18 protein-coding genes are annotated in these 23,412 nt (G+C 70.3%); 7 read left to right on the plus strand and 11 right to left on the minus strand.

Annotated elements, in window-relative coordinates:
* Window positions 1–58: 58 nt before the first annotated feature.
* From ACFU6I_RS28990 to ACFU6I_RS29015, 6 genes are read right to left on the minus strand one after another with little or no spacing between them, the layout of a single operon-like run.
* Window positions 59–940, minus strand: coding sequence for a phosphogluconate dehydrogenase C-terminal domain-containing protein (locus ACFU6I_RS28990; protein ID WP_345517623.1), 882 nt, complete (start codon window positions 938–940; stop codon window positions 59–61).
* Window positions 940–1,737, minus strand: coding sequence for a sugar phosphate isomerase/epimerase family protein (locus ACFU6I_RS28995; RefSeq protein WP_384371995.1), 798 nt, complete (start codon window positions 1,735–1,737; stop codon window positions 940–942). The genes ACFU6I_RS28990 and ACFU6I_RS28995 overlap by 1 nt, the downstream gene beginning before the upstream one ends.
* The gene (locus ACFU6I_RS29000; protein WP_384371997.1) at window positions 1,737–2,546 is read right to left on the minus strand and encodes a triose-phosphate isomerase; all 810 of its coding nucleotides are present in this window, start codon (window positions 2,544–2,546) and stop codon (window positions 1,737–1,739) included. Before ACFU6I_RS29000 ends, ACFU6I_RS28995 begins: the two co-directional genes overlap by 1 nt.
* On the minus strand, window positions 2,546–3,022 hold the full coding sequence (locus ACFU6I_RS29005) for a ribose-5-phosphate isomerase (RefSeq protein ID WP_384371999.1): 477 nt from the start codon (window positions 3,020–3,022) through the stop codon (window positions 2,546–2,548). The genes ACFU6I_RS29000 and ACFU6I_RS29005 overlap by 1 nt, the downstream gene beginning before the upstream one ends.
* Window positions 3,022–4,758, minus strand: coding sequence for a dihydroxyacetone kinase family protein (locus ACFU6I_RS29010; protein ID WP_384372001.1), 1,737 nt, complete (start codon window positions 4,756–4,758; stop codon window positions 3,022–3,024). The genes ACFU6I_RS29005 and ACFU6I_RS29010 overlap by 1 nt, the downstream gene beginning before the upstream one ends.
* Window positions 4,758–6,131: an MFS transporter gene (locus ACFU6I_RS29015; RefSeq protein ID WP_384372003.1), complete on the minus strand. Its 1,374-nt coding sequence runs from the start codon at window positions 6,129–6,131 to the stop codon at window positions 4,758–4,760. The genes ACFU6I_RS29010 and ACFU6I_RS29015 overlap by 1 nt, the downstream gene beginning before the upstream one ends.
* A 245-nt stretch (window positions 6,132–6,376) precedes the next feature.
* On the opposite strand from ACFU6I_RS29015, the gene ACFU6I_RS29020 reads away from it, so the two are divergent.
* From ACFU6I_RS29020 to ACFU6I_RS29030, 3 genes are all read left to right on the plus strand, one after another.
* Window positions 6,377–7,120, plus strand: a complete 744-nt coding sequence (locus ACFU6I_RS29020) for a FadR/GntR family transcriptional regulator (RefSeq protein WP_384372005.1) — start codon at window positions 6,377–6,379, stop codon at window positions 7,118–7,120.
* 220 nt (window positions 7,121–7,340) lie between these two features.
* Window positions 7,341–9,992 (plus strand): bifunctional FO biosynthesis protein CofGH, encoded by a 2,652-nt coding sequence (locus ACFU6I_RS29025; protein WP_384372007.1) that lies wholly within the window; start codon window positions 7,341–7,343, stop codon window positions 9,990–9,992.
* 114 nt (window positions 9,993–10,106) lie between these two features.
* Window positions 10,107–11,222, plus strand: coding sequence for an ADP-ribosylglycohydrolase family protein (locus ACFU6I_RS29030; protein WP_384372009.1), 1,116 nt, complete (start codon window positions 10,107–10,109; stop codon window positions 11,220–11,222).
* An 82-nt stretch (window positions 11,223–11,304) separates the two neighbouring features.
* Here the strand turns inward: ACFU6I_RS29030 and ACFU6I_RS29035 are convergent, their stop codons facing one another.
* The gene (locus ACFU6I_RS29035; protein WP_384372011.1) at window positions 11,305–12,876 is read right to left on the minus strand and encodes a sodium:solute symporter family protein; all 1,572 of its coding nucleotides are present in this window, start codon (window positions 12,874–12,876) and stop codon (window positions 11,305–11,307) included.
* A 421-nt stretch (window positions 12,877–13,297) separates the two neighbouring features.
* Window positions 13,298–14,080 carry an SDR family oxidoreductase gene (locus tag ACFU6I_RS29040; RefSeq protein ID WP_384372013.1) on the minus strand — a complete coding sequence of 261 codons (783 nt, stop codon included), beginning with the start codon at window positions 14,078–14,080 and terminating at the stop codon, window positions 13,298–13,300.
* An 80-nt stretch (window positions 14,081–14,160) separates the two neighbouring features.
* Here ACFU6I_RS29040 and ACFU6I_RS29045 point away from each other — a divergent pair, with 80 nt between their 5' ends.
* Entirely contained in the window at window positions 14,161–15,000 is an 840-nt protein-coding gene (locus tag ACFU6I_RS29045) for a hypothetical protein (protein ID WP_384372015.1), read from the plus strand.
* Between the two features lie 107 nt (window positions 15,001–15,107).
* Here the strand turns inward: ACFU6I_RS29045 and ACFU6I_RS29050 are convergent, their stop codons facing one another.
* From ACFU6I_RS29050 to ACFU6I_RS29060, 3 genes are all read right to left on the minus strand, one after another.
* Window positions 15,108–15,314: a DUF397 domain-containing protein gene (locus ACFU6I_RS29050; RefSeq protein WP_266984619.1), complete on the minus strand. Its 207-nt coding sequence runs from the start codon at window positions 15,312–15,314 to the stop codon at window positions 15,108–15,110.
* 237 nt (window positions 15,315–15,551) lie between these two features.
* Window positions 15,552–16,421 (minus strand): helix-turn-helix transcriptional regulator, encoded by an 870-nt coding sequence (locus ACFU6I_RS29055; protein WP_345517635.1) that lies wholly within the window; start codon window positions 16,419–16,421, stop codon window positions 15,552–15,554.
* Window positions 16,422–16,634: 213 nt separating this feature from the next.
* A complete protein-coding gene (locus ACFU6I_RS29060; RefSeq protein WP_266984623.1) occupies window positions 16,635–17,357 on the minus strand; it encodes a GPP34 family phosphoprotein in 723 nt (240 codons plus the stop codon).
* Between the two features lie 193 nt (window positions 17,358–17,550).
* On the opposite strand from ACFU6I_RS29060, the gene ACFU6I_RS29065 reads away from it, so the two are divergent.
* The 3 genes from ACFU6I_RS29065 to ACFU6I_RS29075 all read left to right on the plus strand — a co-directional run bounded on the left by ACFU6I_RS29065 (window position 17,551) and on the right by ACFU6I_RS29075 (window position 23,262).
* Complete coding sequence (locus ACFU6I_RS29065; protein WP_384372017.1) at window positions 17,551–20,169, plus strand: D-alanyl-D-alanine carboxypeptidase; 2,619 nt, start codon at window positions 17,551–17,553, stop codon at window positions 20,167–20,169.
* 177 nt (window positions 20,170–20,346) lie between these two features.
* Entirely contained in the window at window positions 20,347–22,209 is a 1,863-nt protein-coding gene (locus tag ACFU6I_RS29070) for an MFS transporter (protein WP_384372019.1), read from the plus strand.
* Window positions 22,210–22,434: 225 nt separating this feature from the next.
* Window positions 22,435–23,262, plus strand: coding sequence for an adhesin (locus tag ACFU6I_RS29075; RefSeq protein WP_384372074.1), 828 nt, complete (start codon window positions 22,435–22,437; stop codon window positions 23,260–23,262).
* Window positions 23,263–23,412: the final 150 nt, after the last annotated feature.

Consider the following 23,412-nt stretch of genomic DNA (forward strand, 5'->3'; position numbering starts at 1 on the left):
CCGGGCACCCCGTCCGTGGCGGGGTGCCCGGCCCGTACGGGTACCGGCAGGCGCCGGGTCAGCGCTTGATCTCCTTGATCTTGAGCATCCGCGTGATGACCTTGTCCAGCTCGTCGTCGTTGAAGACGTTCTTCCAGTCGTCGCGGACGATCGACTCACGGCCGTAGTCCATCGCGATCAGGCACGCGTCGGAGAACGGGTTGGAGCCCTTGAGGGTGTTGGCCAGCGCCACCTGGGTGTGGCCCAGCAGCATCGCGCGGGCCGCCTTCTCCGGGACACCCACCGTGTGGACGGTCTCGTGCAGCGCCTCGGTCAGGAGCGCGCCGACCATGCAGGCGATCGTCTCGACGAGGGTCGGCTCCAGGACAGCGAGCTGCTTGACCGTCACCCAGTGGACCTCGACGACCGGGGCATACATCGTGGAGATGACTGCTTCGGCCAGCTCCTGGGCCTTCGGGTCGGCGGCCTCGGCGGCGGGCTCGAAGGAGGCGACGACCTCCTGCGGGGCGGCGATGCCGCCGAACGTGTCGGCCCATTCCTCCTTCGTCGTGCGCTCCAGGAAGACCGACGGGTGGCAGGGGTGCGCCACCGCGTTGTGGACGTCCGCGCGGCGGGTCAGCAGACCCGCGTAAGCGGCGGCCGGGTCCAGCGTCAGCAGGATCGCGCCCGGCTTCATGACCGGGACGAGCTGCTCGGAGACCTTGCCGAGCACGACGTCCGGCACGGCGAGGATGACGACATCGGCCCGGGCGGCCGCCTCGGCACCATCGGTCAGTTCGCGGCCGAGCTCGCGGATCAGCTCCTGGCCCTTCGGCGAGTTCTCGGCGAAGAGGGTGGTGAAGTCGCTCTTGACCAGGTTGTTGGAGACGCGCTGGCCCATCTTGCCGGCGGCCCCGATGACGGCAACGGTGGTGGATGCGGTCGTGGTTTCGGTGGCCATTACTTGCTCCTCATAAGGGTGTTGATGCTGTGCCGGGTCCACTGGTCCTCCAGGCGGGCGGTCTCGGTGAAGTCCCCCTGCCAGGGGAGCCAGTGCTCCACGATCTGGTTGATGCCCTTCTCGGCCGGCCGGACCTTGTCGATCATGTGGTCGTAGTCGAGGAGGCCCTCGCCGAGGAGGCAGCCGGCGAACGTGAAGCCGACCCAGCCGTCACGGCGGGAGAAGGAGAAGTCCTTGACGTGGATGTTCACCACGTAGGGGGCGGTGGCGTCGACGACGTCCACCGGGCGTTCGAGCCGGGCGACGCTGTTGCCCGGGTCGAGGACGACGCCGAGGTACGGGCTGTCGACGCCGCGCACGACGGACAGCAGGTCGTCGGTGGAGACCTGTTCGTACGTCTCCAGGCCGAGCGTCACGCCCGCCGCGGCGTAGCCGGGGACGGCCTCTCGGAGCAGGGCCGTCGCCTCGGGCACGTTCGGCCGGTGGTCGGCCGTGTTCATCATCGAGCGGACCAGGGTGACGCCCAGACGCTGCGCGATACGGAGATACGTGGCCAGGTGCGCGGGGCGCACCCCCCGGGTGCCGAGCTCCAGCGTGATGCCGTACTCCGCCGCCGTGGCGCGTACCGCGTCCAGCTGCGTGTCGTCGAACGTCTCGATCAGCGGGTAGTCGCAGATCTGGAAGACCTCGCCGCCCAGGTCACGGGTCTGCGCGAGCATGTCGTGCACGGTGAGCGGCTGCGGGGCGCGCTCGGAGATCCGCCAGAAGAAGGCGTAGGTGCTCAGTCCGTAGGCCATCAGGACACTCCTGCCGACGAGTCGGCGCGCAGGGCCAGGACCTCGTCGAGGATGCGTTCCACCGCCGCCGGGTCGTGGGCGAACCGGCCGAGGAAGAGACCGCCGACCCCGGTGCCGAGTTCGGTGAGCAGTCCAGGGCCCGCGCTGCCGCCGTAGATGACCCTGCTGCCGACGAGGGCAGGCTGCGTGGCCAGCCAGTCGGCCAGGGCCGTGCAGACGGTACGGATGTGCTCGGACGACGCCGGTTCGGGGGCGCCGATCGCCCACTGCGGTTCGTACGCGAGGACGAGCGGGGCCGGGGCGCCGTCATGGGCTGCCGTGGCCAGGACGCGCTCCGCCTCGGCGACCGTGCGGGCGGCCGCCTCGGCGGGGGAGACCCGGTCGAGTTCACCGACGCACAGGACCGGTGTGAGGCCGTTGCGCAGGGCGGCGGCCGTCTTGGCCGCGACCACCGTGTCGCCCTCGCCGAAGAGCCGGCGGCGTTCGGCGTGGCCGACCTCGGCGTAGCTCGCGCCGATCTCCTTGAGATGCGCGCCGCTGACCTCGCCGGTGTACGGGCCGGTGTCCTCGGTCGCCAGGTCCTGCGCCCCGGTCCGCACCCCCGTGCCGGCGAGGATGCCGGTGACGGGGACGAGCGCGGGGAACGCGGGCAGCACGAACAGTTCGGCGACGCCGGTCGTCACGGCCGGGTGCCGGGCGGCGGTGTCGGCGATCCGGCGCGCCCAGTTCAGGGTCTGGTGGTGGCCGAAGTACATCTTCAGGCTCACCCCGATCGTGATCGGCGCCGGAGCGGTGGAAGCGGCGGGCATCAGGCTGCTGCTTCCTGCTGGTTCTCGTAGTCCCGCATGAGGGCGACCTTGGCGGCGGACGCGGACGTCTCGTCGAAGCGGTACGTCAGCCACTCGGCGGCCAGCCGACGGGCCAGTTCCAGACCGACGACGCGCTGCCCGAACGTGAGGACCTGGGCGTTGTTGGAGAGGACCGCGCGCTCGACGGAGAACGAGTCGTGGGCGGTCACCGCACGGATGCCCTTGACCTTGTTGGCGGCGATGGCGACACCGAGACCGGTGCCGCAGACCAGCAGGGCGCGGTCCGCCTCGCCGCGGGCGACCATCTCGGCGGCGGCGATGGCCACCGTCGGGTACGCGGTGTGTCCGTCGGCGTCGACGCCCACATCGGTGACGGTGACGACGAGGTCGCTGGCCTCCAGGTCCTTCTTGAGGGCTTCCTTGTACACGTAACCGGCGTCGTCGGAACCGACGACGATACGGAGCCTGTCGGACATCAGTGGATCTCCAGGGTGGGTGCGAGAACGGGGTGGACGGCGCGGACGATCAGGGCGAGGGAGTGCGCCCCCGCGTCCGGGGTGCCGAGACTCTTCTCGGCGTGCGGACGGGCCCGGCCCATGCGGGGCAGCAGGTCGGCGGTGGCGGCCGCGGCGGCGGCGGCGGTGCTCGCCGCCGTGTCCCAGGCGGTGGACAGCGGCTGCCCGTCGGTGGTGGCGGTGGTCAGTGCCTCGGCGAGCGGGACGAGGACGTCGACCATCGTCTTGTCGCCGACCTCCGCCCCGCCCAGGCGCATCACGCCCGCCGCCGCCTCCGCGACTCCGGCGGCGACCACGGGGGCGGTGGGCCGCTCGGTGTCGCCGAGGGCGGTGCCGATGGCGCGGAGGATGACGCCCCACAGGGCGCCCGAGGTGCCGCCCGCCTTGTCGGCCCAGGCGTCGGCGGCCCGGTGCAGGAGCGTTTCGGCGCCGGCGCCGAGCTGCTCCGCGCGGACGGCTGCCTCGTACGCACCCGTGGATCCGCGCTGCATGCCGATGCCGTGATCGCCGTCACCGGCGACCGCGTCGATCCGGCCGAGCTCGTCGGCGTGCGTGTCGACGGTGGACTTCAGGGTGCGCAGGGCGGCGAGGACGGTACGGGCGGCGGCGCGGGACTCCTCGGTGGCGGCCGGGACCGGCTCCTCGACGGCTTCTTCGGCGGGACCTTCGGAGATCAGGTCCGCAGCCTCGACCGTGCCCTTGCGGTACGCGGGGGCATCCGCCGGAGCCGTCCACAGCGGTTCCAGTTCGTCCGTCAGCCAGCACAGGGTGAGCGAGACGCCCGCCATGTCGAAGCTGGTCACCAGCTCGCCGACCTCGGGGTCGACGGCCTCCACACCGGCTTCATGAAGCAGTTGGGCGACCCGGCGGTAGACGACGAACAGCTCCTCGTACTTCACCGAGCCGAGGCCGTTGAGGATGACGGCTGCCCGCTGCCCGCGCGGGGAGTCGACACCCTCGGGCAGCTCACCCAGCACCGTGCTCACCAGCAGCTCGGCGGCCCCGTCCGCGCTCGGGACCGGCTGCTCGCCCATGCCCGGCTCACCGTGGATGCCGAGCCCGACTGCCATCCGGTCCTCGGGGACGGTGAACAGGGGGTGGTCCGCGCCCGGCAGGGTGCAGCCGGAGAACGCGACACCGAAGGAACGCGTGCGGGCATTGGCCAGCTCGGCGATCCGGGTCACCTCGGCGAGATCGTGTCCCGCCTCCGCGGCGGCCGCGGCCGCCTTGAAGACCACCAGGTCGCCCGCGACCCCGCGGCGCTTGTGCGCCTCGGCCGCGGAGGCGCTCGATATGTCGTCGGTGACGCCGAGCGTCCGGGCGGGTATGCCCTCGGCGGCCAGCTGCTCGGCCGCCTGCCCGAAGTGCAGGACGTCGCCCGCGTAGTTCCCGTACGCGAGAAGGACACCACCGCCGGTCTGCGCGGCCTTCGCGACCTGCCGCACCTGGTGGGCGGAGGGCGAGGCGAAGACATTGCCGACCGCGGCGCCGTGCGCGAGGCCCTGGCCGACCAGGCCGGAGAAGGCCGGGTAGTGGCCGGATCCGCCGCCGACGACGACCGCGACCTGGCCGGGGGCAGTACGGGTGGCCCGGACCACCCCGCCGGGGACCTGACGGACCCGGTGGGGGTGGGCGGCGACGAACCCCTCGAGTGCCTCGTCGGCGAAGGCGGCGGGGTCGTTGAACAGACGGGTCATCAGTGGGCCTCCACGAGGGACCGGCCCTGACCCGCGTCGCGGTCCTTGGACCGGCCGGCGAGCCACAGCATCAGTGCGGCGGACATGAGCATGAAGGCGCCGACCAGGAACATCGGCACGTAGTAGTCGCCGCTGAAGTCCTTCAGCCAGCCGGTGACGTAGCCGGCGGCGAAACCGGCCACATTGCCCGCGGTGTTGATCAGGGCGATACCGGCCGCGGCGGCGGCGCCGGTCAGGAACTGGGACGGCACGGACCAGAAGACCGGCAGCGCGGCGAAGATCGCACACGCGGTGACGGTGATGACGGCGACCGTCGCGGCGGGCGAGCCCATGTAGAGGGCGATCGGGATGGAGATACCACCCACGACGGCCGGGCCGGCGATGTGCCACTTGCCGACGCCGTGCCTGGTGGCGTGACGCGACCAGAAGAAGAGGACCACCGCTGCCGGGAGATACGGGATCGCCGTGATCAGGGCCTTGTCCATGACGCTGAACGAGGTGTCGAACTGCTCCTGGAAGCCGTTGATGATCGTCGGCAGGAAGAAGGCGAGGGCGTACAGACCGTAGATGAAACCGAAGTAGATGAGCGCGAGGGTCCAGACACGGCTGTTGGTGAACGCGGCCTTCAGTGCCTCGCGCCCGTGCCCGGACTTCTCGTCGGCGCCGGTCTTCGTGGCGTTCTCGGCGGCCAGCTCGGCGGTCAGCCACTCCTTCTCCGGGGTGGTCAGCCACTTCGCGTCGGCCGGCTTGTCGATCAGGTAGAACCAGGCGATGACGCCCAGCAGGATCGCGGGGACGGACACGCCGAGGAACATCACGCGCCAGCCCTCGAGGCCGAACAGCCCGTGCTGATTGATGAACCAGCCGGCCAGCGGGGCGCCGATCACGGTGGTCAGCGGCTGGGCCAGGTAGAAGAGGCCGAGCACCTTCGTCCGGTGCCGGGACGGCACCCACTGGCTCAGGAAGAGGATCGCGCCGGGGAAGAATCCGGCCTCGGCGACACCGAGCAGGAAGCGGAGCGTGTACAGCTGCTCGCTGTTCTGCACCCAGGTGAAGAGCAGGGCGACGATGCCCCAGGAGACCATGATCCTGGCGAGCCAGCGGCGGGCGCCGAACTTGTGCAGGGCCATGTTGCTCGGCACTTCGAGAATGATGTAGCCGATGAAGAAGACGCCCGAGGCGAAGCCGAACTGGGCCGCCGTGAGCGCGAGGTCCTGGCCCATGCCGTTCGGCTCGGCGAAGGACACGGCCGTGCGGTCCAGATAGTTCACGAAGAACATCAGGGCCACGAAGGGGACGAGCCGGATCGAGACCTTCTTGATCGTCGACCGCTCGACGGCAGATCTCTCGACTGAATGCGCAGTGGCGCCCATGGAGACTCCTCGCTTCCCGGACAGCTTTGTCCGGCTCTGGTCACTGTCGGCAGCGGGCGGGGCCGGCAGTAGCCGCGGCGGGTCCGACCGGCGAACAGCTCACACGCTAGACCTGAAAACAAAATTGGTCACCAATTAACCAAAGTGATGTACGTCGCTCCGACGAGCACACCAAAAGGACCGATGAGCGCGATATGGTCCGCCCGGCCCATGATCATCGGGAGACGTCTGATGTACTGGACGACGTGTCCACGCAGCCCGAAGAGCCCGATTTCACCTCGCTCCTGCGCCCCGTCGTACGCGAGTCCTCGGTCAGCGAGGTGGCCAAGCGGCTCCTCGACCACCTCTCCGAGGGCAACCTGAAGCCAGGCACCCGACTGCCCGCCGAGCGGCAGCTCGCCGAGGCGCTCGGCGTCGCCCGGTCCAGCGTCCGGGGCGCACTCTCCGCACTGGACGTGCTCGGCATCATCGAGATCCGGCCGGGCTCGGGGTCGTACGTGCGCGACGGCACGTCGGAGTTCCTGCCGCAGGCGATCAACTGGGGCCTGATGCTCGGTCAGCGCCGTACGCAGGACCTCGTGGAGGTCCGTACGTTCATGGAGGGCATGTCCGCACGCCTCGCCGCGGAACGGGCGGAGCAGGCGGACGTCGAACGGCTCGAAGGGCATCTGGCTCGGATGCGGGAGGCGGGCACGGACGTCAAGGCGTTCGTCGACGCCGACATCGCGTTCCACCTGGAGACCGCGAACATCGCCCGCAACACGGTGCTGAGCGACATCCTGCACTCCATCCGGGCGCTGCTCCAGGTCTGGATGGAACGGGCGGGCGACATCGAGGGCACGGTGAGCGGGACGCTTCATGAGCACGGGGCGGTGCTCGACGCGATCCGGGCGGGTGATCCCGAGGCGGCGGATGCGGCGATGGCCGAACACATGCGGTTGGCGAGCGACCGGCTGAACCTGTCGCTCCGCGCCGGCCAGGAGGACTGACAACCGGTCCTCGCCTCCGGGTGCACGCCCGGAGGCCCTTTTCGGCCTGTCCGGCGTCCGACGACGGAACCGTTGCTCGGGTGGGACGTTCAGCCGGACGGGCCGGGGGATCCCCGGGACCGGGGGCGTCGCCGGACGGGCCGCCGCGGCGGCGTTCGTTTCGCCCCCGAACCCCGGACGGGCTTCATCGGCCCGCCCACCTCGCTCGTATGCTCGGCTCATGACCGATCCTCAGCGCGCACGCCCGACCACCAACTCCATGCGGCGCGCGCTCAAACGGGCCCGTGACGGTTTCGCCCTCGATGTGACCGAGGCCGCCGTCCTGCTCCAGGCACGCGGCGACGATCTGACGGACCTTGCCGCGTCCGCCGCCCGGGTGAGGGACGCGGGCCTCGAAGCCGCGGGTCGGCCGGGCGTCATCACGTACTCGCGCAAGGTCTTCATCCCGCTGACCCGGCTCTGTCGCGACAAGTGCCACTACTGCACCTTTGTCACCGTCCCCGGCAAGCTCCGCAAGGCCGGGCACGGGATGTTCCTGTCGCCCGACGAGGTTCTCGACATCGCCCGCAAGGGCGCGGCCATGGGCTGCAAGGAAGCACTGTTCACGCTCGGCGACCGCCCCGAGGACCGCTGGCCCGAGGCGCGGGAGTGGCTGGAGGCCGAGGGATACGACGACACCCTCGCGTACGTACGAGCCATGGCGATCCGGGTGCTCGAAGAGACCGGACTCCTTCCGCACCTCAACCCCGGCGTGCTGACCTGGACCGACCTCCAGCGCCTCAAGCCCGTCGCCCCGTCCATGGGCATGATGCTGGAGACGACGGCGACCCGCCTGTGGTCCGAGCCGGGCGGCCCGCACCACGGCTCCCCGGACAAGGAGCCGGCCGTACGGCTGCGGGTGCTGGAGGACGCGGGCCGGTCCAACGTTCCGTTCACGACCGGCATCCTGATCGGGATCGGCGAGTCCTACGAGGAGCGCGCCGACTCCCTCTTCGAGCTGCGCAGGACCGCCCGCGCCTACCACGGCATCCAGGAGGTCATCGTCCAGAACTTCCGCGCCAAGCCGGACACGGCGATGCGCGGGATGCCGGACGCCGAACTGGAGGAACTGGCCGCCGCCATTGCCGTGGCCCGGCACATCCTCGGCCCGTCCGCCCGCATCCAGGCCCCGCCGAACCTCGTTGACGCGGAGTACGCACTGCTCATCGGCGCAGGGATCGACGACTGGGGCGGAGTCTCACCGCTCACCCCGGACCATGTGAACCCCGAGCGTCCATGGCCGCACATCGATGAACTCGCCGCGAAGACGGCCGAGTCGGGCTTCGATCTCCGTGAACGGCTCACCATCTACCCGGAGTTCATCCAGCGCGGCGAGCCCTGGCTCGACCCCCGCCTTCTCCCGCACGTCCGGGCGCTCGCTGACCCGGAGACCGGTCTGGCGAAGGAAGGGGCGATCCCCGTCGGTCTGCCGTGGCAGGAGCCGGACGAGGGCTTCAACGCCTCCGGCCGCACCGATCTGCACCGCACCATCGACACCGAGGGCCGAACCGGCGACCGCCGCGACGACTTCGACGAGGTCTACGGGGACTGGGGGGCACTCCGCGAGGCCGCCGCCCCCGGAATGCTCCCGTCCAGGATCGACACCGATGTGAAGGCCGCGCTCGGCCAGGCCGCCGACGACCCGACGAAGCTCACCGACGACCAGGCCCTCGCCCTGCTCCACGCGGACGGCCCGGCGCTCGACGAACTGTGCCGGATCGCGGACACGCTGCGTCGTGACGTGGTCGGCGACGACGTCACGTACATCGTCACCAGGAACATCAACTTCACCAACGTCTGCTACACCGGCTGCCGGTTCTGCGCCTTCGCCCAGCGGCGCACCGACGCCGACGCGTACACGCTCTCCCTGGACCAGGTCGCCGACCGGGCCGCGCAGGCGTGGGACGTCGGTGCCGTCGAGGTCTGCATGCAGGGCGGCATCCACCCGGACCTGCCCGGCACGGCGTACTTCGACATCGCGCGGGCGGTGAAGGAACGCGTCCCCGGCATGCACGTGCACGCCTTCTCCCCGATGGAGGTCGTCAACGGCGCGACCCGCACCGGCATGTCCATCCGCGACTGGCTGACCGCCGCGAAGGAGGCCGGGCTCGACTCGATCCCGGGCACGGCGGCGGAGATCCTGGACGACGAGGTCCGCTGGGTCCTCACCAAGGGGAAGCTGCCGACGGCGACCTGGCTGGAAGTCATCAGGACGGCCCACGAGGTGGGGCTGCGCTCCTCATCGACCATGATGTACGGGCATGTCGACCAGCCCCGCCACTGGCTCGGTCATCTGCGGACCCTGGCCCGCCTCCAGCAGGAGACCGGTGGCTTCACGGAGTTCGTGACGCTGCCGTTCATCCACACCAATGCGCCGGTCTACCTCGCGGGCATCGCCCGCCCGGGCCCGACCGACCGTGACAACCGGGCCGTCACCGCCATGGCCCGGCTCCTGCTGCACCCGCACATCACCAACATCCAGACCAGCTGGGTCAAGCTCGGCACGGAGGGGGCGGCCGAAATGCTCCGCTCCGGTGCGAACGACCTGGGCGGCACGCTGATGGAGGAGACCATCTCCCGCATGGCGGGTTCGAGTTACGGCTCGTACCGCTCGATCCAGGATCTGGTCGCCATCGCCGAACTGGCGGGCCGGCCGGCGAAGCCGCGCAACACGCTGTACGGGGAAGTCCCCGAGGAACGGCAGCGGGCGGATACACCCGGCCGTCCGGGGACACCTGCGGGTGGCCGTCGGCCGCCGGGCAGGTTCCGCTTCAGGTCACGGATGTCCCGCGTCCGCGACCGTCGCCGGGACCCCGGAGATCCCCGGAGATAGCTGTTCAAAAGTGACCGCCGGAGCCACTCCGTACATACCGTTCCGCCCCTGAACCAGCCGTTCCCGTTCGATTACAGTGCTGCGCAGTCGTACGCGGACGGGGGAAGGGGCGCGGTGAGCACAGGAGCCACAGCCATCTGGGGCCGCGCCGAACAGCAGGACTTCCGCAGCCGGGTGCGCGGCTGTCTGCTGGGCGGTGCCATCGGCGACGCGCTCGGCGCGGCCGTCAGCGGACTCTCGCTCGAAGAGATCCGCGCGGCCCATGGCGTCGAGGCCGTCACCGACTTCGTGCCCGTCCACGGCAGACGAGGTGCGGTCACCGCCGTCACCCAGCTCACCCTGTTCACCGTCGACGGACTGATCCGCGCCCAGGTCCGCCGCGACACCGGCGCCTGGCACCCGCCCACCGATGTGCACCGTGCCCATCTGCGCTGGGCCGCCACCCAGAGCGACTGGGGTCCGGACGAGCGGCGCACGGAGAACGGCTGGCTCGCCCAGGAGGAGTGGCTCTACGCCCGCCGCGCCCCCACCCGCGAATGCCTCAACGGCTTCGGCGACACCACCATGGGCACCCTCGACCAGCCCAAGAACCCTGCCGCGCGCGGCTCGGCCGCACTCACCCGCTCCGCCCCGTTCGGCCTGCTGGTGGGCTGGGAACCGCAGCTCGTCCTGCAACTGGCCGTCGAATGCGCCGCCCAGACCCACGGCCACCCCACCGCCCTCCTCTCCGCGGGCGCCCTCGCCGTCGTGGTGCACGGGCTGGCCCGCGGCGAGACGCTGGACGGCGCCGTCCAGCAGGCCCTGGCGCTGCTCGCCGAGCGCCCCGGCCACGAACAGGTCACCGACGCCCTGCAGCAGGCCCTCGGCTCCGTGCGCCAGGGCATCCCGGGCCCGGCCCTCATCGAGGCGCTGGGTGACACGGACTCCGCCGAGGAGGTCCTCGCCGTCGCCGTGTACTGCGCACTGGTCGGCGAGGACGTCCGGCACGGGCTGCGGCTCGCGGTGAACCACAGCGGCCCGTCCGCGGCCACCGGGGCGCTCTGCGGGGTACTGCTCGGTGTGCTGCACGGCGAGACCGCACTGCCGCCCGCCTGGCTCGCCGAACTGGAGGGCCGGGCCACGCTCCTGGAACTCGCCGACGACTTCGCCATGGAGATGACCCAGGGGCCGGCGCTCCACAGCCCGTCGGCTGCCGCCCAGGGCTGGCTGACCCGCTACCCGCGCGGCTGACCGCGTACGGACGGCACGGGAAAGGGGCGGGGTGCGGACGCCGCCGCGTCCGTACCCCGCCCCTTGCACCCGGCTGAGGGGATCAGTCCTTCACACCCTCCGCGACCGCGGCGTCGCCGGAACCGGCCTGCGCCGGAACCGTCGCGCCCGCGGCGTCCCCGTCACCGTCCGTGTTGATCTTCTCGATCAGCGCGTCGCGCTCCGGGGTGTCCTCGGGCTTGATGAAGCCGATCAGGACGTAGAGCACCAGCGAGATCGCCAGCGGCAGTGCCACCTGGTACTGGAGCGCGACATCCGTCTTCACCGAACCGTCGAAGTTGTAGTTGGTGAAGTAGAACGCCAGCAGACCCGCCGCCCAGCTGACGAGCGCGGCCGTCGGGCCCGACTTACGGAACCTGCGCAGCAGGCCCAGCATGAACGGGATCGCGATCGGACCCATCAGACCGGCCACCCACTTGATGACGACGGAGATGATGTCCTTGAACGTCGGCGAGTTGATCTGGGTGGCGAGCGCCATCGACAGACCGAGGAAGCCGAGCGTGGACACCCGGGCCGCCAGCAGACCCGTACGGCTGCTCCAGCTGCGGGCCGCCTTCGAGATGACCGGGGCGATGTCCCGTGTGAAGACCGCCGAGATGGCGTTGGCGTCCGAGGAGCACATGGCCATCGTGTGCGAGAAGAAGCCGACGACGACCAGGCCCAGCAGACCGTGCGGCAGCAGCTGCTCGGTCATCAGGGCGTAGCTGTCGGAGGCGTCCGGCTTCTGTGCGTGGACCAGCAGCGGGGCGCACCACATCGGGAAGAACAGGACCGTCGGCCAGACCAGCCAGAGCACGGCGGAGAGCCGGGCCGATCGGGTCGCGGAGGCGGCGGAGTCCGTGGCCATGTAGCGCTGGGCCTGGTTCCACATGCCGCCGTTGTACTCGAAGGTCTTGATGAAGAGGTACGCCAGCAGGAAGGTCACCGTGTACGGGCCGGCCGTCGGGTTCGTGTGGCCCTCGGGCAGCTTGTCCCAGACCGTCCACAGGGTGCTGACGCCGTCGAGCTTGATCATCGCGGTGACGAGCATCGCGATACCGGCGAAGAGCTGGATGACGAACTGTCCCAGCTCCGTGAGGGCATCGGCCCACAGGCCGCCGACCGTGCAGTAGACGGCCGTGATGCAGCCGGTGATGAAGATGCCCTGGGTGATCGTGATACCCGTGAAGACGGAGAGCAGGGTGGCGATGGCCGCCCACTTGGCGCCGACGTCCACGATCTTCAGCAGCAGACCGGACCAGGCGAGCGCCTGCTGCGTCTGGATGTTGTAGCGGTTCTTCAGGTATTCGAGCGGCGACGCGACATGCAGCCGCGAGCGCAGCCGGTTGAGCCGGGGCGCGAAGAGCTGGGCGCCGATGCCGATGCCGATGGCGATCGGCAGCGACCAGGTCACGAACGACGTGACGCCGTACTGGTAGGCGATACCGGCGTACCCGGTGAACATCACGGCGCTGTAGCCGGACATGTGGTGCGAGATGCCGGACAGCCACCACGGCATCTTGCCGCCGGCCGTGAAGAAGTCGCTGACGTTGTCCACGCGCTTGTGGGACCAGAGTCCGATCGCGATCATCACGCCGAAGTAGCCGATGAGCACGACCCAGTCGAGACTGTTCATGTGCCCCCTCCTGGGGTCCGCCTTGTGAACGGGGTGCGCACTTCGTCAGTACGGCCGCCCAGCGGAGCCCCGTGCGGGAGCGGGGACATCGGGGATTGAACCGCCTGTTCGGTCCCTCGGTCAAGGTTTTTGGCGATCAGGGATGTGAACGCTAATCAGTAAGTCGAACGATTTTACTTGTTCTTGACCAACGGGGGCGTTGTCGTGAACGTGACGACGGCCACACGATGAGCGGGCACTTCGTCAGGCTGTGCAGAGCAATCGCGAGCACTGGAGAGCGCAGAAAGACCGCACGGGATGCGGGTCCCGTGCGGCCGAGAAGGAGGAGAGCGGGAGAACAGGAGGGAAGGAGGGGAACCGGGTCTGTCGCCGATCACCGCTGCCGGTATCGGCGCATCGGCGCCCTCATCGCTGCGGCGTCTCAGCGCATCAGTTCGCCGGCGTTGACCAGTAGGGACTGACCGGTGATCGCCCGGGCCCGGTCGGAGGCCAGGAACACCGCCGCCTCCGCCACATCGCCGTCCGTGGCCAGCTCCGGCAGCGCCATCCGTTCGGTGAGCCTGCCCAGCACCTCGGCCTCCGGCACGCCCTCGGTGTGCGCGGTGAACTGCACGTACGCCTGCACCGGTGGACCCCACATCCAGCCGGGCAGGACGGTGTTCACCCGGATCCGGTGCGGACCGAATTCCCGCGCCATGGAGTACATCGCCGAGGTGAGCGCGCCCTTCGACGCCGCGTAAGCCGCCTGCTGCACCTGGGAGGGTGCGGCGACCGACGACTGCGTGCCGATGACGACGACGGAGCCTCCCCGCTCCTTCAGCCCGGGCAGGCAGGCGCGCGTCATCCGCAGCGTGCCGAGCAGATTGACGTCGATCACCGACTGCCAGGTGGTGAAGTCCGCGTCCTCGACCCCGCCGAAGTAGCTGTCCCACGCCGCGACATGGACCACCGCGTCGATACGTCCGAACCTCCTCAGCGCCAGTCCGGCGAGCGCCTCGCACTGCGCCTCGTCGGTGATGTCGGTGGCCTGATGGGCCGTGTGCCGGCCCCCGGGATCGATCTCGGCGGCCGACTTGGCGAGATTGGCCGCGGTGCGCGCTCCGAGGACGGCGCTCCCGCCGTCCCGTACCACCGTCGCCGCGATCCGATGACCCAGCCCGGTGCCTACGCCGGACACGATGACGGTCTTCCCCGCGAGCAGCATCGGGTGCCTCCCGGCTCTGGCAGTTCTTCTGACGGGGCGTCAGAGTAGGGCGCCGTAGCGGAGTACGGAAGGGGAACGGCATGAGCGACGAGACGCGCAGCGATACGTACGCCGAACTGGCCGCGCTGGGGCCGTACGGAGTCCATCCCGGCCATGCGCTGATCACCATGGTGGAACCGCACCCGGGCCATGAGTACGCGTACAACCGCTGGTACGAGGACGACCACTACTACGCGGGCGCCATGGCGATGCCCTGGATGTTCGCCGGGCGGCGCTGGGTGGCCACCCGGGAGCTCCAGGAGCTGCGTTATCCGGAGAAGTCCGCGGTCGCGCAGCCGGTCGGCGCCGGGTGCTATCTGTCCACGTACTGGGTGACGGACGGGCGCTACGACGACCACATGAAGTGGACTGTCGGGATCAACAAGCGGCTGAACCGGGACGGTCGGGTCTATCAGGACCGCACGCATGTGTTCACCGCGTTCCAGGACCACGAGGCGACGGTCTACCGGGACGGCGCCGCCGGCCCAAGGGATCATCACGCCCTCGACCACCCGTACCGCGGGCTCGTGCTGCAGGTGATCGACGCCGAAGGGGCCGGGCAGCGGTCGGAGCTGCTGGAATGGCTGCGCTCCCGGCATCTGCCGAAGCGGCTGGGCGGCTCACCGGCGGCGATGGTGACCGTCTTCCGCCCCACGCCGCTGCCGGGTGACCGGATGACCTATGTGAAGCAGGTCGAGGGCGTCGACACCCGGCTCACCCTGCTCTGGTTCCTCCAGGAGGACCCGCGGGAGTGCTGGGCGGAGCACTTCACCGGACTCGACGCGGCGGTTGCGGAATCCGGCCTGGGGCGGGTGGAGTTGGTGGCGCCGTTCATCCCGACCGTGCCCGGCACGGACAAGTACGTGAATCAGCTGCGCTGAACGGACCGTCCGGCGGTGGGCCCCCTCGGCCAGGACGGCGGACCGGTCGAGAGGGCCTCCTGCGGCACCGTTTCGGTGCCGCACCGCATTCCGTGGGTGGGCATGGGTCAGACGTCGACGGAGCCCTTCGCGATGTCGGACACAAAGGCGTTCCACGCACCGGGCACGAAGGTGATCGAAGGACCCTCGGGGGCCTTCGAGTCGCGGACCGCGATCGACTGGACGAGGGGGGACTTGACCTCGACGCAAGCGCCGTTGCCCCCGGAATACGACGACTTCGTCCAATTGTCCGTGGCACCCTGACGAATAGCCATGTTCACTCCGGTTCGGATTCAGAGAGTTGTGTGACTCGCACCAACTGCGTATCTGTTGGCGTGATCGACGCTACTCGCCAACATCGCTGGGTGAGAGGGGCGTTCACTCGACCGGATGGCATATTCCATGCGGGTCTTCCGCTTTGATGCGGCGACGGTGTACCGTGCCGTCGCCTCACCCGTAACATCGTTCCTTTTCCCGCATAACGGACTTTGCGGAATGTCTGGTTCAGTCGGTCAGTCGGTGCTGAGCTGGGCGTACGTCTTCGCGATGTCGGCGATGTAGTGCCGGGTCTGCTCCACGTTCAGTGCCTGCGCCCGCAAGTGCTCGTACATGACGCTGTACCGCTGCACGTCATTGGCTTTCTCCAGATAGAGGTCGCTGGTGACGCCCTCGATATAGACGACGCTGGAGTCCGCGGTGTCCGGGAATTCCAGAATGGCGTACTGCCCGTTGATGCCCGGGTGGGCGCCCATGTCGAACGGCAGCACCTGAATCGTCACATGGGGCAGGTGCGACAGCTCGACGAGCTGTTCCAACTGCTCGATCATGACCTGCCTGCCACCGACCATCCGGCGCAGCGCGGCCTCGTCGACGACCGCCCAGAGCCGCAGCGGCCCCTCCTGGGTGGTGATCCGGTCCTGGCGGCGCGCACGGACGCTGACGCGCTTGTCGATGTCGGTCTGCGGTGCCTCCGGCAGCGCGCCGTTGATCAGTGCCTCGGCATAGCTCCGGGTCTGCAACAGGCCGGGGACCACCTGCGGTTCGTATACCCGCAGTGACTCGGCGTCGGTCTCCAGGCCGATGTAGACGCTGTACGGGATGTCGCCGAAGGCGTGCCACCAGCCCTGCTGGCGGGAGTCCTTGGCCATCTGCATGAGCGAGTCGACGATCCGGTGGTCCTCGACCTCGTACACCCCGCAGAGATCGCGGACATCGCGCTGGCTGATCGAACGGCGGCCGTTCTCCAGGCGGCTGATTTTCGACTGCGAGACCAGCAGTCGCTCCGCCACCTCCTCGGCCGTCATGCCCTTGAGTTCGCGCAGTCGGCGCAATTCCTGGCCCAACCGGCGTCGCCTGACGGTGGGATTGACGTTGGACGGCACGGAAACGGCACCTCCGGCTGTGTAGCTGTGCGTATCTACTGCTCAGCAGATTGCCACCCGTGGGGCCGGTTGCGCTGGGAAATGGCCACACGCAGGCGCGCGGGGCAGCCGGTGGACGGCTGCCCCGCGCGTGGTGCGGCTCCCGAACCGGGTCTTGGGGACGTCGGTGCGGCGGTATGCGGTTCTGTTGGTGCGGTGGTGCGGTGCGCTGCCCTAGTGGGCAACGGTGTGCACCATGCTGTCGCGACGGGACTGCGACTGCACTTGCGGTTGCAACGGCCCTCCCGCCGCCTGGTTGCGGCGCGGCTGGGCGATCGCCCCGTTCTGGACGTCCATCACGGCGTGCGCCACGAGACCGCCCATCGGGTCGTGTCTGATCAGGTCCCGGAGCCGGGAGCGCGATGAGCGCCCCTCGTTCCCGGGGTAGAGGTGCTTGCCGAGTCCGACCGCGTGGGCCAGTGCGGCGAGCGCCGCGGTCCGCGGGTCCGGCGGTACACCGGTGCGGATCGCACTGTCCAGCCGGGATCTGATCTCCCGGCTGATCGCCGTGTCCGTCGCCTGGTAGCGAGTCGTCGGCAGAACCCCGCACATCTGGCCCGCCACGGCATGCACCATGCCGCATCGCTCCAGATGCGAGAGATAGGTCTGGCGCAACCCCAGTCGGGGCCCGCCGATCCAGTGGACGGCCCGAACCGGGCTGCCGCGTCGGCGCAGCAGTTCCAGTGCGGAGTCCAGTGTCGGATCTCCTGTCGGCCGTGGCATCACCACGGCGATACGATCCCCGTCAGGGGCTATCCGTCCTGCCAGAGCCAGCTCCACTAGCTGAGCTCCGGCGAGGCCGAGGTCGAGCGACTGCGGCTGCGCTGTGGTACCCGTGGTCGGGTCCAGAGCGAGCAACAGAAGCTCCTCCGGAATTGTTCTGCGGCTCCTGCCCATCCATGCCTCCCCGCGTGGATGAATGACAGGGTGACCCCTCTCACATTGGTCTGTCGAGAGTGCCTGGGTGCTTCGTACGGGAACCAGTAGGTATGTCGTTCTCGTCTAGCAGCGCGGCCGAGGGTTCACACAGGACACTGGTAGATGGTTCGGACAGCGCGGGGGGGACCCCGCAGCGCAGGAGGAGGCATCGGTGGCGGGCGAGTCCCCCGACAAGTCGGAGCAGCAGAAGTCGTCGGGAACGGCTCGGAGCGAAGGCGATCCGCGGCTTGCCGTCTTCCGTGAACCTGCCTCCCCGGCGGAGCCCGGCGGCAAGCAGGACACGGCGACGGCGGTCTTCCGTACGAAGCCGGTCGAGAACGGTGAGGACGCGGAGCACGCCGAGGGCGTGGAGAGCGCCTCCGAGGGCCCCGGGGCGGCCTCCACGCCATCCGGGGCCGCCGAGCCCGAGGAGGGCGACGCGCGGCTGCGTGCGGCGGTGGCTGCGTGGGTGGGGAAGGGTGACGAGGACGCCGCAGGCACTGCTGCCGAGGAACCCGAGGCCGCCGACGACGCCGCGAAGCCCGAGACGGTCGCGGAGAGCGACACGCCCGCGCCGGCGGACGAGGCGGGCGAGAGCGGGACGGACTCCGCCGACGCGACCGCGGACGAAGCGGCTGCATCGAGCGCGGACGCGGCGGATGCGGCTGAAGTGGCGGACGACGCCGCGGAAGCAGATGCCGACACCCGTCACGATGCGGATGACGAGGCCGCCGACGAGCCTGCGGCGTCCGGTGACGCGGCAGCCGCTGGCGAGGACGAGGACGCAGCCGCAACCACTGACGCGGACGAGGACGAGGACGAGGACGCGGACGAGGACGAGCCCGCGGTCTCCGGCGACGCCTCCGACGAGACCCGGGTCCCCGAGGAGCGCGAGGAGAGCCGTGCCTCGGACGCCACGGTCTCCGAGGTCTCCGAGGACGCCATGGACTCCGAGGGCAACAAGCGCGCCGGTGGCAGCGGGCCCGCGGCGGCTGACGACGCCGGCGACGACGCGGCCAAGGGCGCGGACGCCGACGTCGTGGACCCCGCCGAGGAGGCCGACGACGCCGGTGACAGCGAACCCGCGGCGGCCGACGACGCCGGCGACGCCGATGACGACGCGCCCAAGGGCGCCGAGGCCACCGGCGCGGACGTCGCCGACCCCGCCGAGGACACCGACGACACCGAGCCCCCTGCGGACGAGCGCGGAATCGATCAACCCACGGCCGTCTTCAAGGCGATCCGGCGCGACCGGATCGACCAGCCGACGACCGCGCTGAAGATCACCCGCCCCTCGGCGAAGCCCGAGGAGAAGCCGGAGTCCGAGAGCCCCGCCGAGCGCACCAGCCAGTTCGTACCGCTCCGCCGCGACGACGCACGCCCCGCCCCGGCGCCCCGCAAGCCCGAGACGACTGGATCCGCAGCCGCCCCGGCCGCCCGGCAGAGCCCTGCCTCGGCCCCCGCTCCGTCGCTCAGCGGAGCCGAGCGCACCCGGCAGCAGCCGATGCCGCCCAGGCCGCCGCTCGATCTGCTGGCCGAGCTGACGAACACGCCCCCGCCCCCGGAGACGCCGGTCCGTACCGCCGTTCGCCGGGTCAAGATCTGGACCCCGCTGGTCCTGCTCCTCCTGGTCGTATTTGCGATCGTGCAGGCTGTGCGCCCGTTGCCGGCCCCCGAGCTGCAGCTGACGGCGAAGCCGACGTACACCTTCGAGGGCGGGAAGCCGTCGCTGCCGTGGCCGAGCGAGGGTCAGGGCTACATGGCGGCGACCGGTCTCGGCACGGTGGACTCGTTCGGCGAGCAGAAGGCCGTGCCGATCGGCAGTGTGGCCAAGGCGATGACCGCGTACGTCGTCCTCAAGGACCACCCGCTGAAGAAGGGCAAGGCGGGTCCGTCCATCACGGTCGACGCCAAGGCGGAGTCGGACGGCAAGCTGGACTCGGCGGGCGAGTCGACCCTCAACACCGTGAAGGCCGGCGACAAGCTCACCGAGCAGCAGGCCCTGGCCGCCATAATGATCCCGTCCGCCAACAATGTCGCGCGGCTGCTCGCGCGCTGGGACGCGGGTTCCGAGCAGGCGTTCGTCAAGAAGATGAACGACACCGCCAAGTCGCTCGGCATGAAGAACACCACGTACACCGACCCGTCCGGGCTCAAGGAGACGACGGTGAGTTCGGCCGAGGACCAGGTGAAGCTCGGTCAGAAGCTGGTGGAGATCCCGGCGTTGATGGCGATCACGCAGCTGCCCTCGTGGACCGACCCGTCGGGCAAGAACTGGCGGAACTACAACACCCTCGTCCCGTACAACGGTGCGCTCGGCATCAAGACCGGCTCCACCACCAAGGCCGGCGGCAACCTGCTCTTCGCCGCGCACAAGATGGTCGGCGACACCGATCAGCTGATCGTCGGCGCGGTGCTGGGCCAGCACCGGCCGCCCATCATCGACACGGTCAACGCGGTCAGCAAGGAAGTGATGGTCGCGACGGAGGACCTGCTGAAGAGCGGGAAGGTCGTCAAGAAGGGCGATGTCGTCGGCAGGGTCGACGACAGGCTCGGAGGTACGGTCCCGGTCGTCGCGACCGAGGACGTGGAGGCGGTCGGCTGGCCCGGTCTGACGGTCAGGATCGAACTGACCGACGACGGGAGGACGATCCCGCACTCGGCGTCCGCCGGAACCCATGTGGGCACGCTCACCGTCGGTGAGGGGACCAGTCAGGTGAAGGTCGCGGTGGCGCTGCAGAGCGATCTGGCGGAGCCCGGCTTCGGCCAGAAGCTGACCCGCGTCAGCTGACGCGGGTCGGGGAAGGGGGTGCCGATCCAGGCACCCCCTTTCCCATTGCGCACGTGTTAGCGTCCCCGGACAACCGGGGGGCGCCGGACCGCGTCCTCACACGTGTACCGAACGGGCGCACGGGCACGAAGTACGGGGACAGGGGTACGGGGCCGGCGGAGACGGGGAGAGACCGTAGTGACCACCGCGGAGCCGAGATCCGGCCGTACAGCGGCCGGGAGCAGCGATGTGCGAGGCGACGTGACGAGCGGCAGCGGTGGTGGGGACACGGGCGTCCGGCTGCCGGCCCCGCGTACCCCCGAACCCCGGGCCGAGGTGCCACGGCGGATCCGCGCCCAGCGGCTGCTGCGTCACCCCGTCACCATCGCGACGGTGGCCGCGGCGGTCACCCACATCCTCTGGTTCTTCTTCTTCGCGAACAGCGGAGGCGACCTCGCGGCGCAGGATGCCTGGGCCGAGTTCGTCGGCCGGCATCCGGGCACCGCGTACAACCTCGCCTGGTACGGGGGCATGCACCCCGTCTCGTACAGCGTCGTGTCGCCGTATCTGATGTCGGTGCTCGGCGTCCGTACGACGATGATGATCGCCGGGACGGTGTCCGCGGGGCTGACCGCGCTGATCCTGGTCCGGGTCCCGGCCGTCCGTAACCCGCTCGCCTGCTCGCTCGCCGGGGTGTTCGCATTCCTGTGCAACGCAATGTCCGGGCGGGTGACGTTCGGGCTCGGCATGATGTTCGCCCTGGGCGCGGTGGCCGCGGTGTTCTGCTGGCCGTACCGGTGGCGCCACAAGCGCTGGGCGAAGGCGGCCGTCGCCGCGCCGCTCGCCGGTCTCGCCACCGCGGGCAGCCCTGTCGCGGGACTTTTCCTCGGCGTGGTGGCGGCGGCGCTGTTCCTGAACAAGCGGCGCCCGGGGGCGTACGCGCTGGGACTGGCACCGGTCGCGGTGGTGGCGCTGTCCTCATGGCTGTTCCCGTTCTCGGGTACGCAGCCGATGTCGATCGCGACGCTGTCGCTGCCGTTCCTCTTCGCCGTCCTCGTCTTCTTCCTCGTGCCGCACGAGTGGAGCACGGTCCGTACCGCCGCCGCCGTCTACGGGGTCGGGACGCTGCTGACCTATGTGATCGATTCGCAGATAGGGTCGAACGTCACGCGGATGGCGATGCTGTTCGCCGGGGTGGCGCTGCTCGCCGCGCTGCCGTACACGGTGCCGCGTTCCCGCCGCTGGTACGCGCTCCTCCTCGCGTTCGTCGGCATGAACGTCTGGATCGGTGTCAAGGGTGCCGACGACATCGTCCGCACCGCCCCCGCCGCCTCCTGGACGCGCGAATTGGCGCCGCTCGTCAACGAACTCCAGACCATCGGCGCGGAGCGGGGCAGGGTCGAGGTGGTGCCCGCCAGCAGCCACCGGGAGGCGTCCGCGCTCGCGCCGTACGTCAACCTGGCCCGCGGCTGGAACCGGCAGGCCGACATGGAGCGCAACCCGCTCTTCTACGACGACACCCTGAACCCCGTGAACTACCGCCAGTGGCTCGACCGCTGGGCCGTGCACTACGTGGTGCTGCCCAAGGGGGAACCGGACGCCACCGGCGCGGTGCAGGAGGCGGAGCTCGTCCGGAAGGGGCAGCCGTATCTGCGCAAGGTCTGGTCCGACTCCAACTGGCAGCTCTTCGAGGTCGACAGTCCGGTGCCGCTGGCCGATCCGCCGGCGACCGTCGACCGGGCCGGTGCGGGCGAGCTGACCATCCATGTGAAGCGGGCGGGCCGGGTGCTGATCCGGATTCCGTACTCGCGCTGGCTCGCCCTGGTCGACGACGAGGGCAAGAGTGTGGAACGCCCGCAGGAGACCGAGGCGTCCAAGCAGCGCACGGACCAGGACAGCCCGCGGACCTTCGTCAACACCAACGGCTGCCTGATCAAGGTGGACGAGGACGCGGACGGCGACGAGTGGACGGAACTGCTCGCGCCGCGCGCCGGGGTGTACCGGCTGGCGGCGCCGTACCAGCTCTCGCCCGGCACCCCGTGCCCGGAAGAACTGCGCTGAGCGGGCGCGGACGAGGCCGCGGACAGGAGGACGGCAGACGGATCGTGCACGGTCTCTCCCTCTGGGTCCCGTGCCCTGGCATGGTGTGCTGCCATGAGGTGCCAACAGTGCGGTAGCGAACAGCGAGGTGCGCTGCCGGGATTGGTCTGCCCGGACTGCGGATCGGTGGCCCGCTCCGTCGGCGGAGACGGTTCCTGGATCGCCCGCGAGACACTCGCGGGCCGGATGTCCACGCTGTCGCGACGCAGAAAGGCCCTGCTGGCGGCAGGAGTCGTCGTGGTGGCGGGGTCACTCGTCACGGGTGGCTCGCTCCTCGCGTCGGACGGCGGCGGCCGCACGCGTACGGGGGCGATGGGCCGCGTCGGAGAAGCGCGGGACGGCCTCGGGGGCGGCGCCCCCACCCGGATCGGCCCGCCGGGCACGGAGAGCCCGGACCCGGACCCGGCACCCTCCGGCTCCTCGGCGCCCTCCGGCTCCCCGTCATCGCCGCGCCCGTCGCCGAATACCTCCCGTCCCTCCAAGTCGCCGCCCGGGAAGGCGGGTTACTCGTACACCGCCTGGGCGGGTCCCGGCTGCACGACGGGCGCGTACCGCGAGCACGGCCGGTACGAGGACGATGACGAAGGCTGGTACACGGTCGACTCGGGTGGATACCGGGGGAGTTCGTGCGACGGACGGTTCAGCGCCCTGCCGATGTCCGGCAGCCCGACCGAGGACCGGGGCAACACCGCCACCTGGTCCTGGCACCTGGGCAGCGGCTACCAGGAGTGCGCGCTGACGGTCTTCGTGCCGAGCAGCGGCCGCGACCGCGATGTCGCGGGCAACCCCACCGTGTACCGGGTGCTCTCGGACCCCGACGACGCGGACTCCGCCTACACCGGCTTCGCCGTACGCCAGACCGCGCACCGCGGCAGCCCCGTCGGCGTCAGCAGCTACCCGGTCAAGGGCAACACCTTCGCGGTGCAGCTGGTCGACCGGGGGCGTGACTGGGGCGACGAGGAACTGGTGGGCGCCCACCACGCCGCCGCACAGATGAAGGTGGCCTGCCGCTGAGGGGCCGCGTGCTGCACAGCGCGAAGGCCGCCTCCCCGTACATCGCGGAGCTCGGCCGGGTCCATATCCAGCAGGAGGGTCACCGGTGCCCGGCCTGCGTCGCACCGGGCCGCCGCCCGAGAGCGAGACGGATGACGTCGTCCTGAGCGG

It is taken from the genome of Streptomyces sp. NPDC057486, from assembly GCF_042802415.1.
GTDB classification, from domain to species: domain Bacteria; phylum Actinomycetota; class Actinomycetes; order Streptomycetales; family Streptomycetaceae; genus Streptomyces; species Streptomyces yanii.

What these genes read in the sequence shown, in the direction of transcription:
- ACFU6I_RS29050 (WP_266984619.1), bottom strand. Translation starts at nt 15,314, where the DNA reads ATGGCTATTCGTCAGGGTGCCACGGACAATTGGACGAAGTCGTCGTAT.
- ACFU6I_RS28990 (WP_345517623.1), bottom strand. Translation starts at nt 940, where the DNA reads ATGGCCACCGAAACCACGACCGCATCCACCACCGTTGCCGTCATCGGG.
- ACFU6I_RS29060 (WP_266984623.1), bottom strand. Translation starts at nt 17,357, where the DNA reads ATGGGCAGGAGCCGCAGAACAATTCCGGAGGAGCTTCTGTTGCTCGCT.
- ACFU6I_RS29010 (WP_384372001.1), bottom strand. Translation starts at nt 4,758, where the DNA reads ATGACCCGTCTGTTCAACGACCCCGCCGCCTTCGCCGACGAGGCACTC.
- ACFU6I_RS28995 (WP_384371995.1), bottom strand. Translation starts at nt 1,737, where the DNA reads ATGGCCTACGGACTGAGCACCTACGCCTTCTTCTGGCGGATCTCCGAG.
- ACFU6I_RS29005 (WP_384371999.1), bottom strand. Translation starts at nt 3,022, where the DNA reads ATGTCCGACAGGCTCCGTATCGTCGTCGGTTCCGACGACGCCGGTTAC.
- ACFU6I_RS29035 (WP_384372011.1), bottom strand. Translation starts at nt 12,876, where the DNA reads ATGAACAGTCTCGACTGGGTCGTGCTCATCGGCTACTTCGGCGTGATG.
- ACFU6I_RS29000 (WP_384371997.1), bottom strand. Translation starts at nt 2,546, where the DNA reads ATGCCCGCCGCTTCCACCGCTCCGGCGCCGATCACGATCGGGGTGAGC.
- ACFU6I_RS29040 (WP_384372013.1), bottom strand. Translation starts at nt 14,080, where the DNA reads ATGCTGCTCGCGGGGAAGACCGTCATCGTGTCCGGCGTAGGCACCGGG.
- ACFU6I_RS29075 (WP_384372074.1), top strand. Translation starts at nt 22,435, where the DNA reads ATGTCCACGCTGTCGCGACGCAGAAAGGCCCTGCTGGCGGCAGGAGTC.
- ACFU6I_RS29045 (WP_384372015.1), top strand. Translation starts at nt 14,161, where the DNA reads ATGAGCGACGAGACGCGCAGCGATACGTACGCCGAACTGGCCGCGCTG.
- ACFU6I_RS29015 (WP_384372003.1), bottom strand. Translation starts at nt 6,131, where the DNA reads ATGGGCGCCACTGCGCATTCAGTCGAGAGATCTGCCGTCGAGCGGTCG.
- ACFU6I_RS29025 (WP_384372007.1), top strand. Translation starts at nt 7,341, where the DNA reads ATGACCGATCCTCAGCGCGCACGCCCGACCACCAACTCCATGCGGCGC.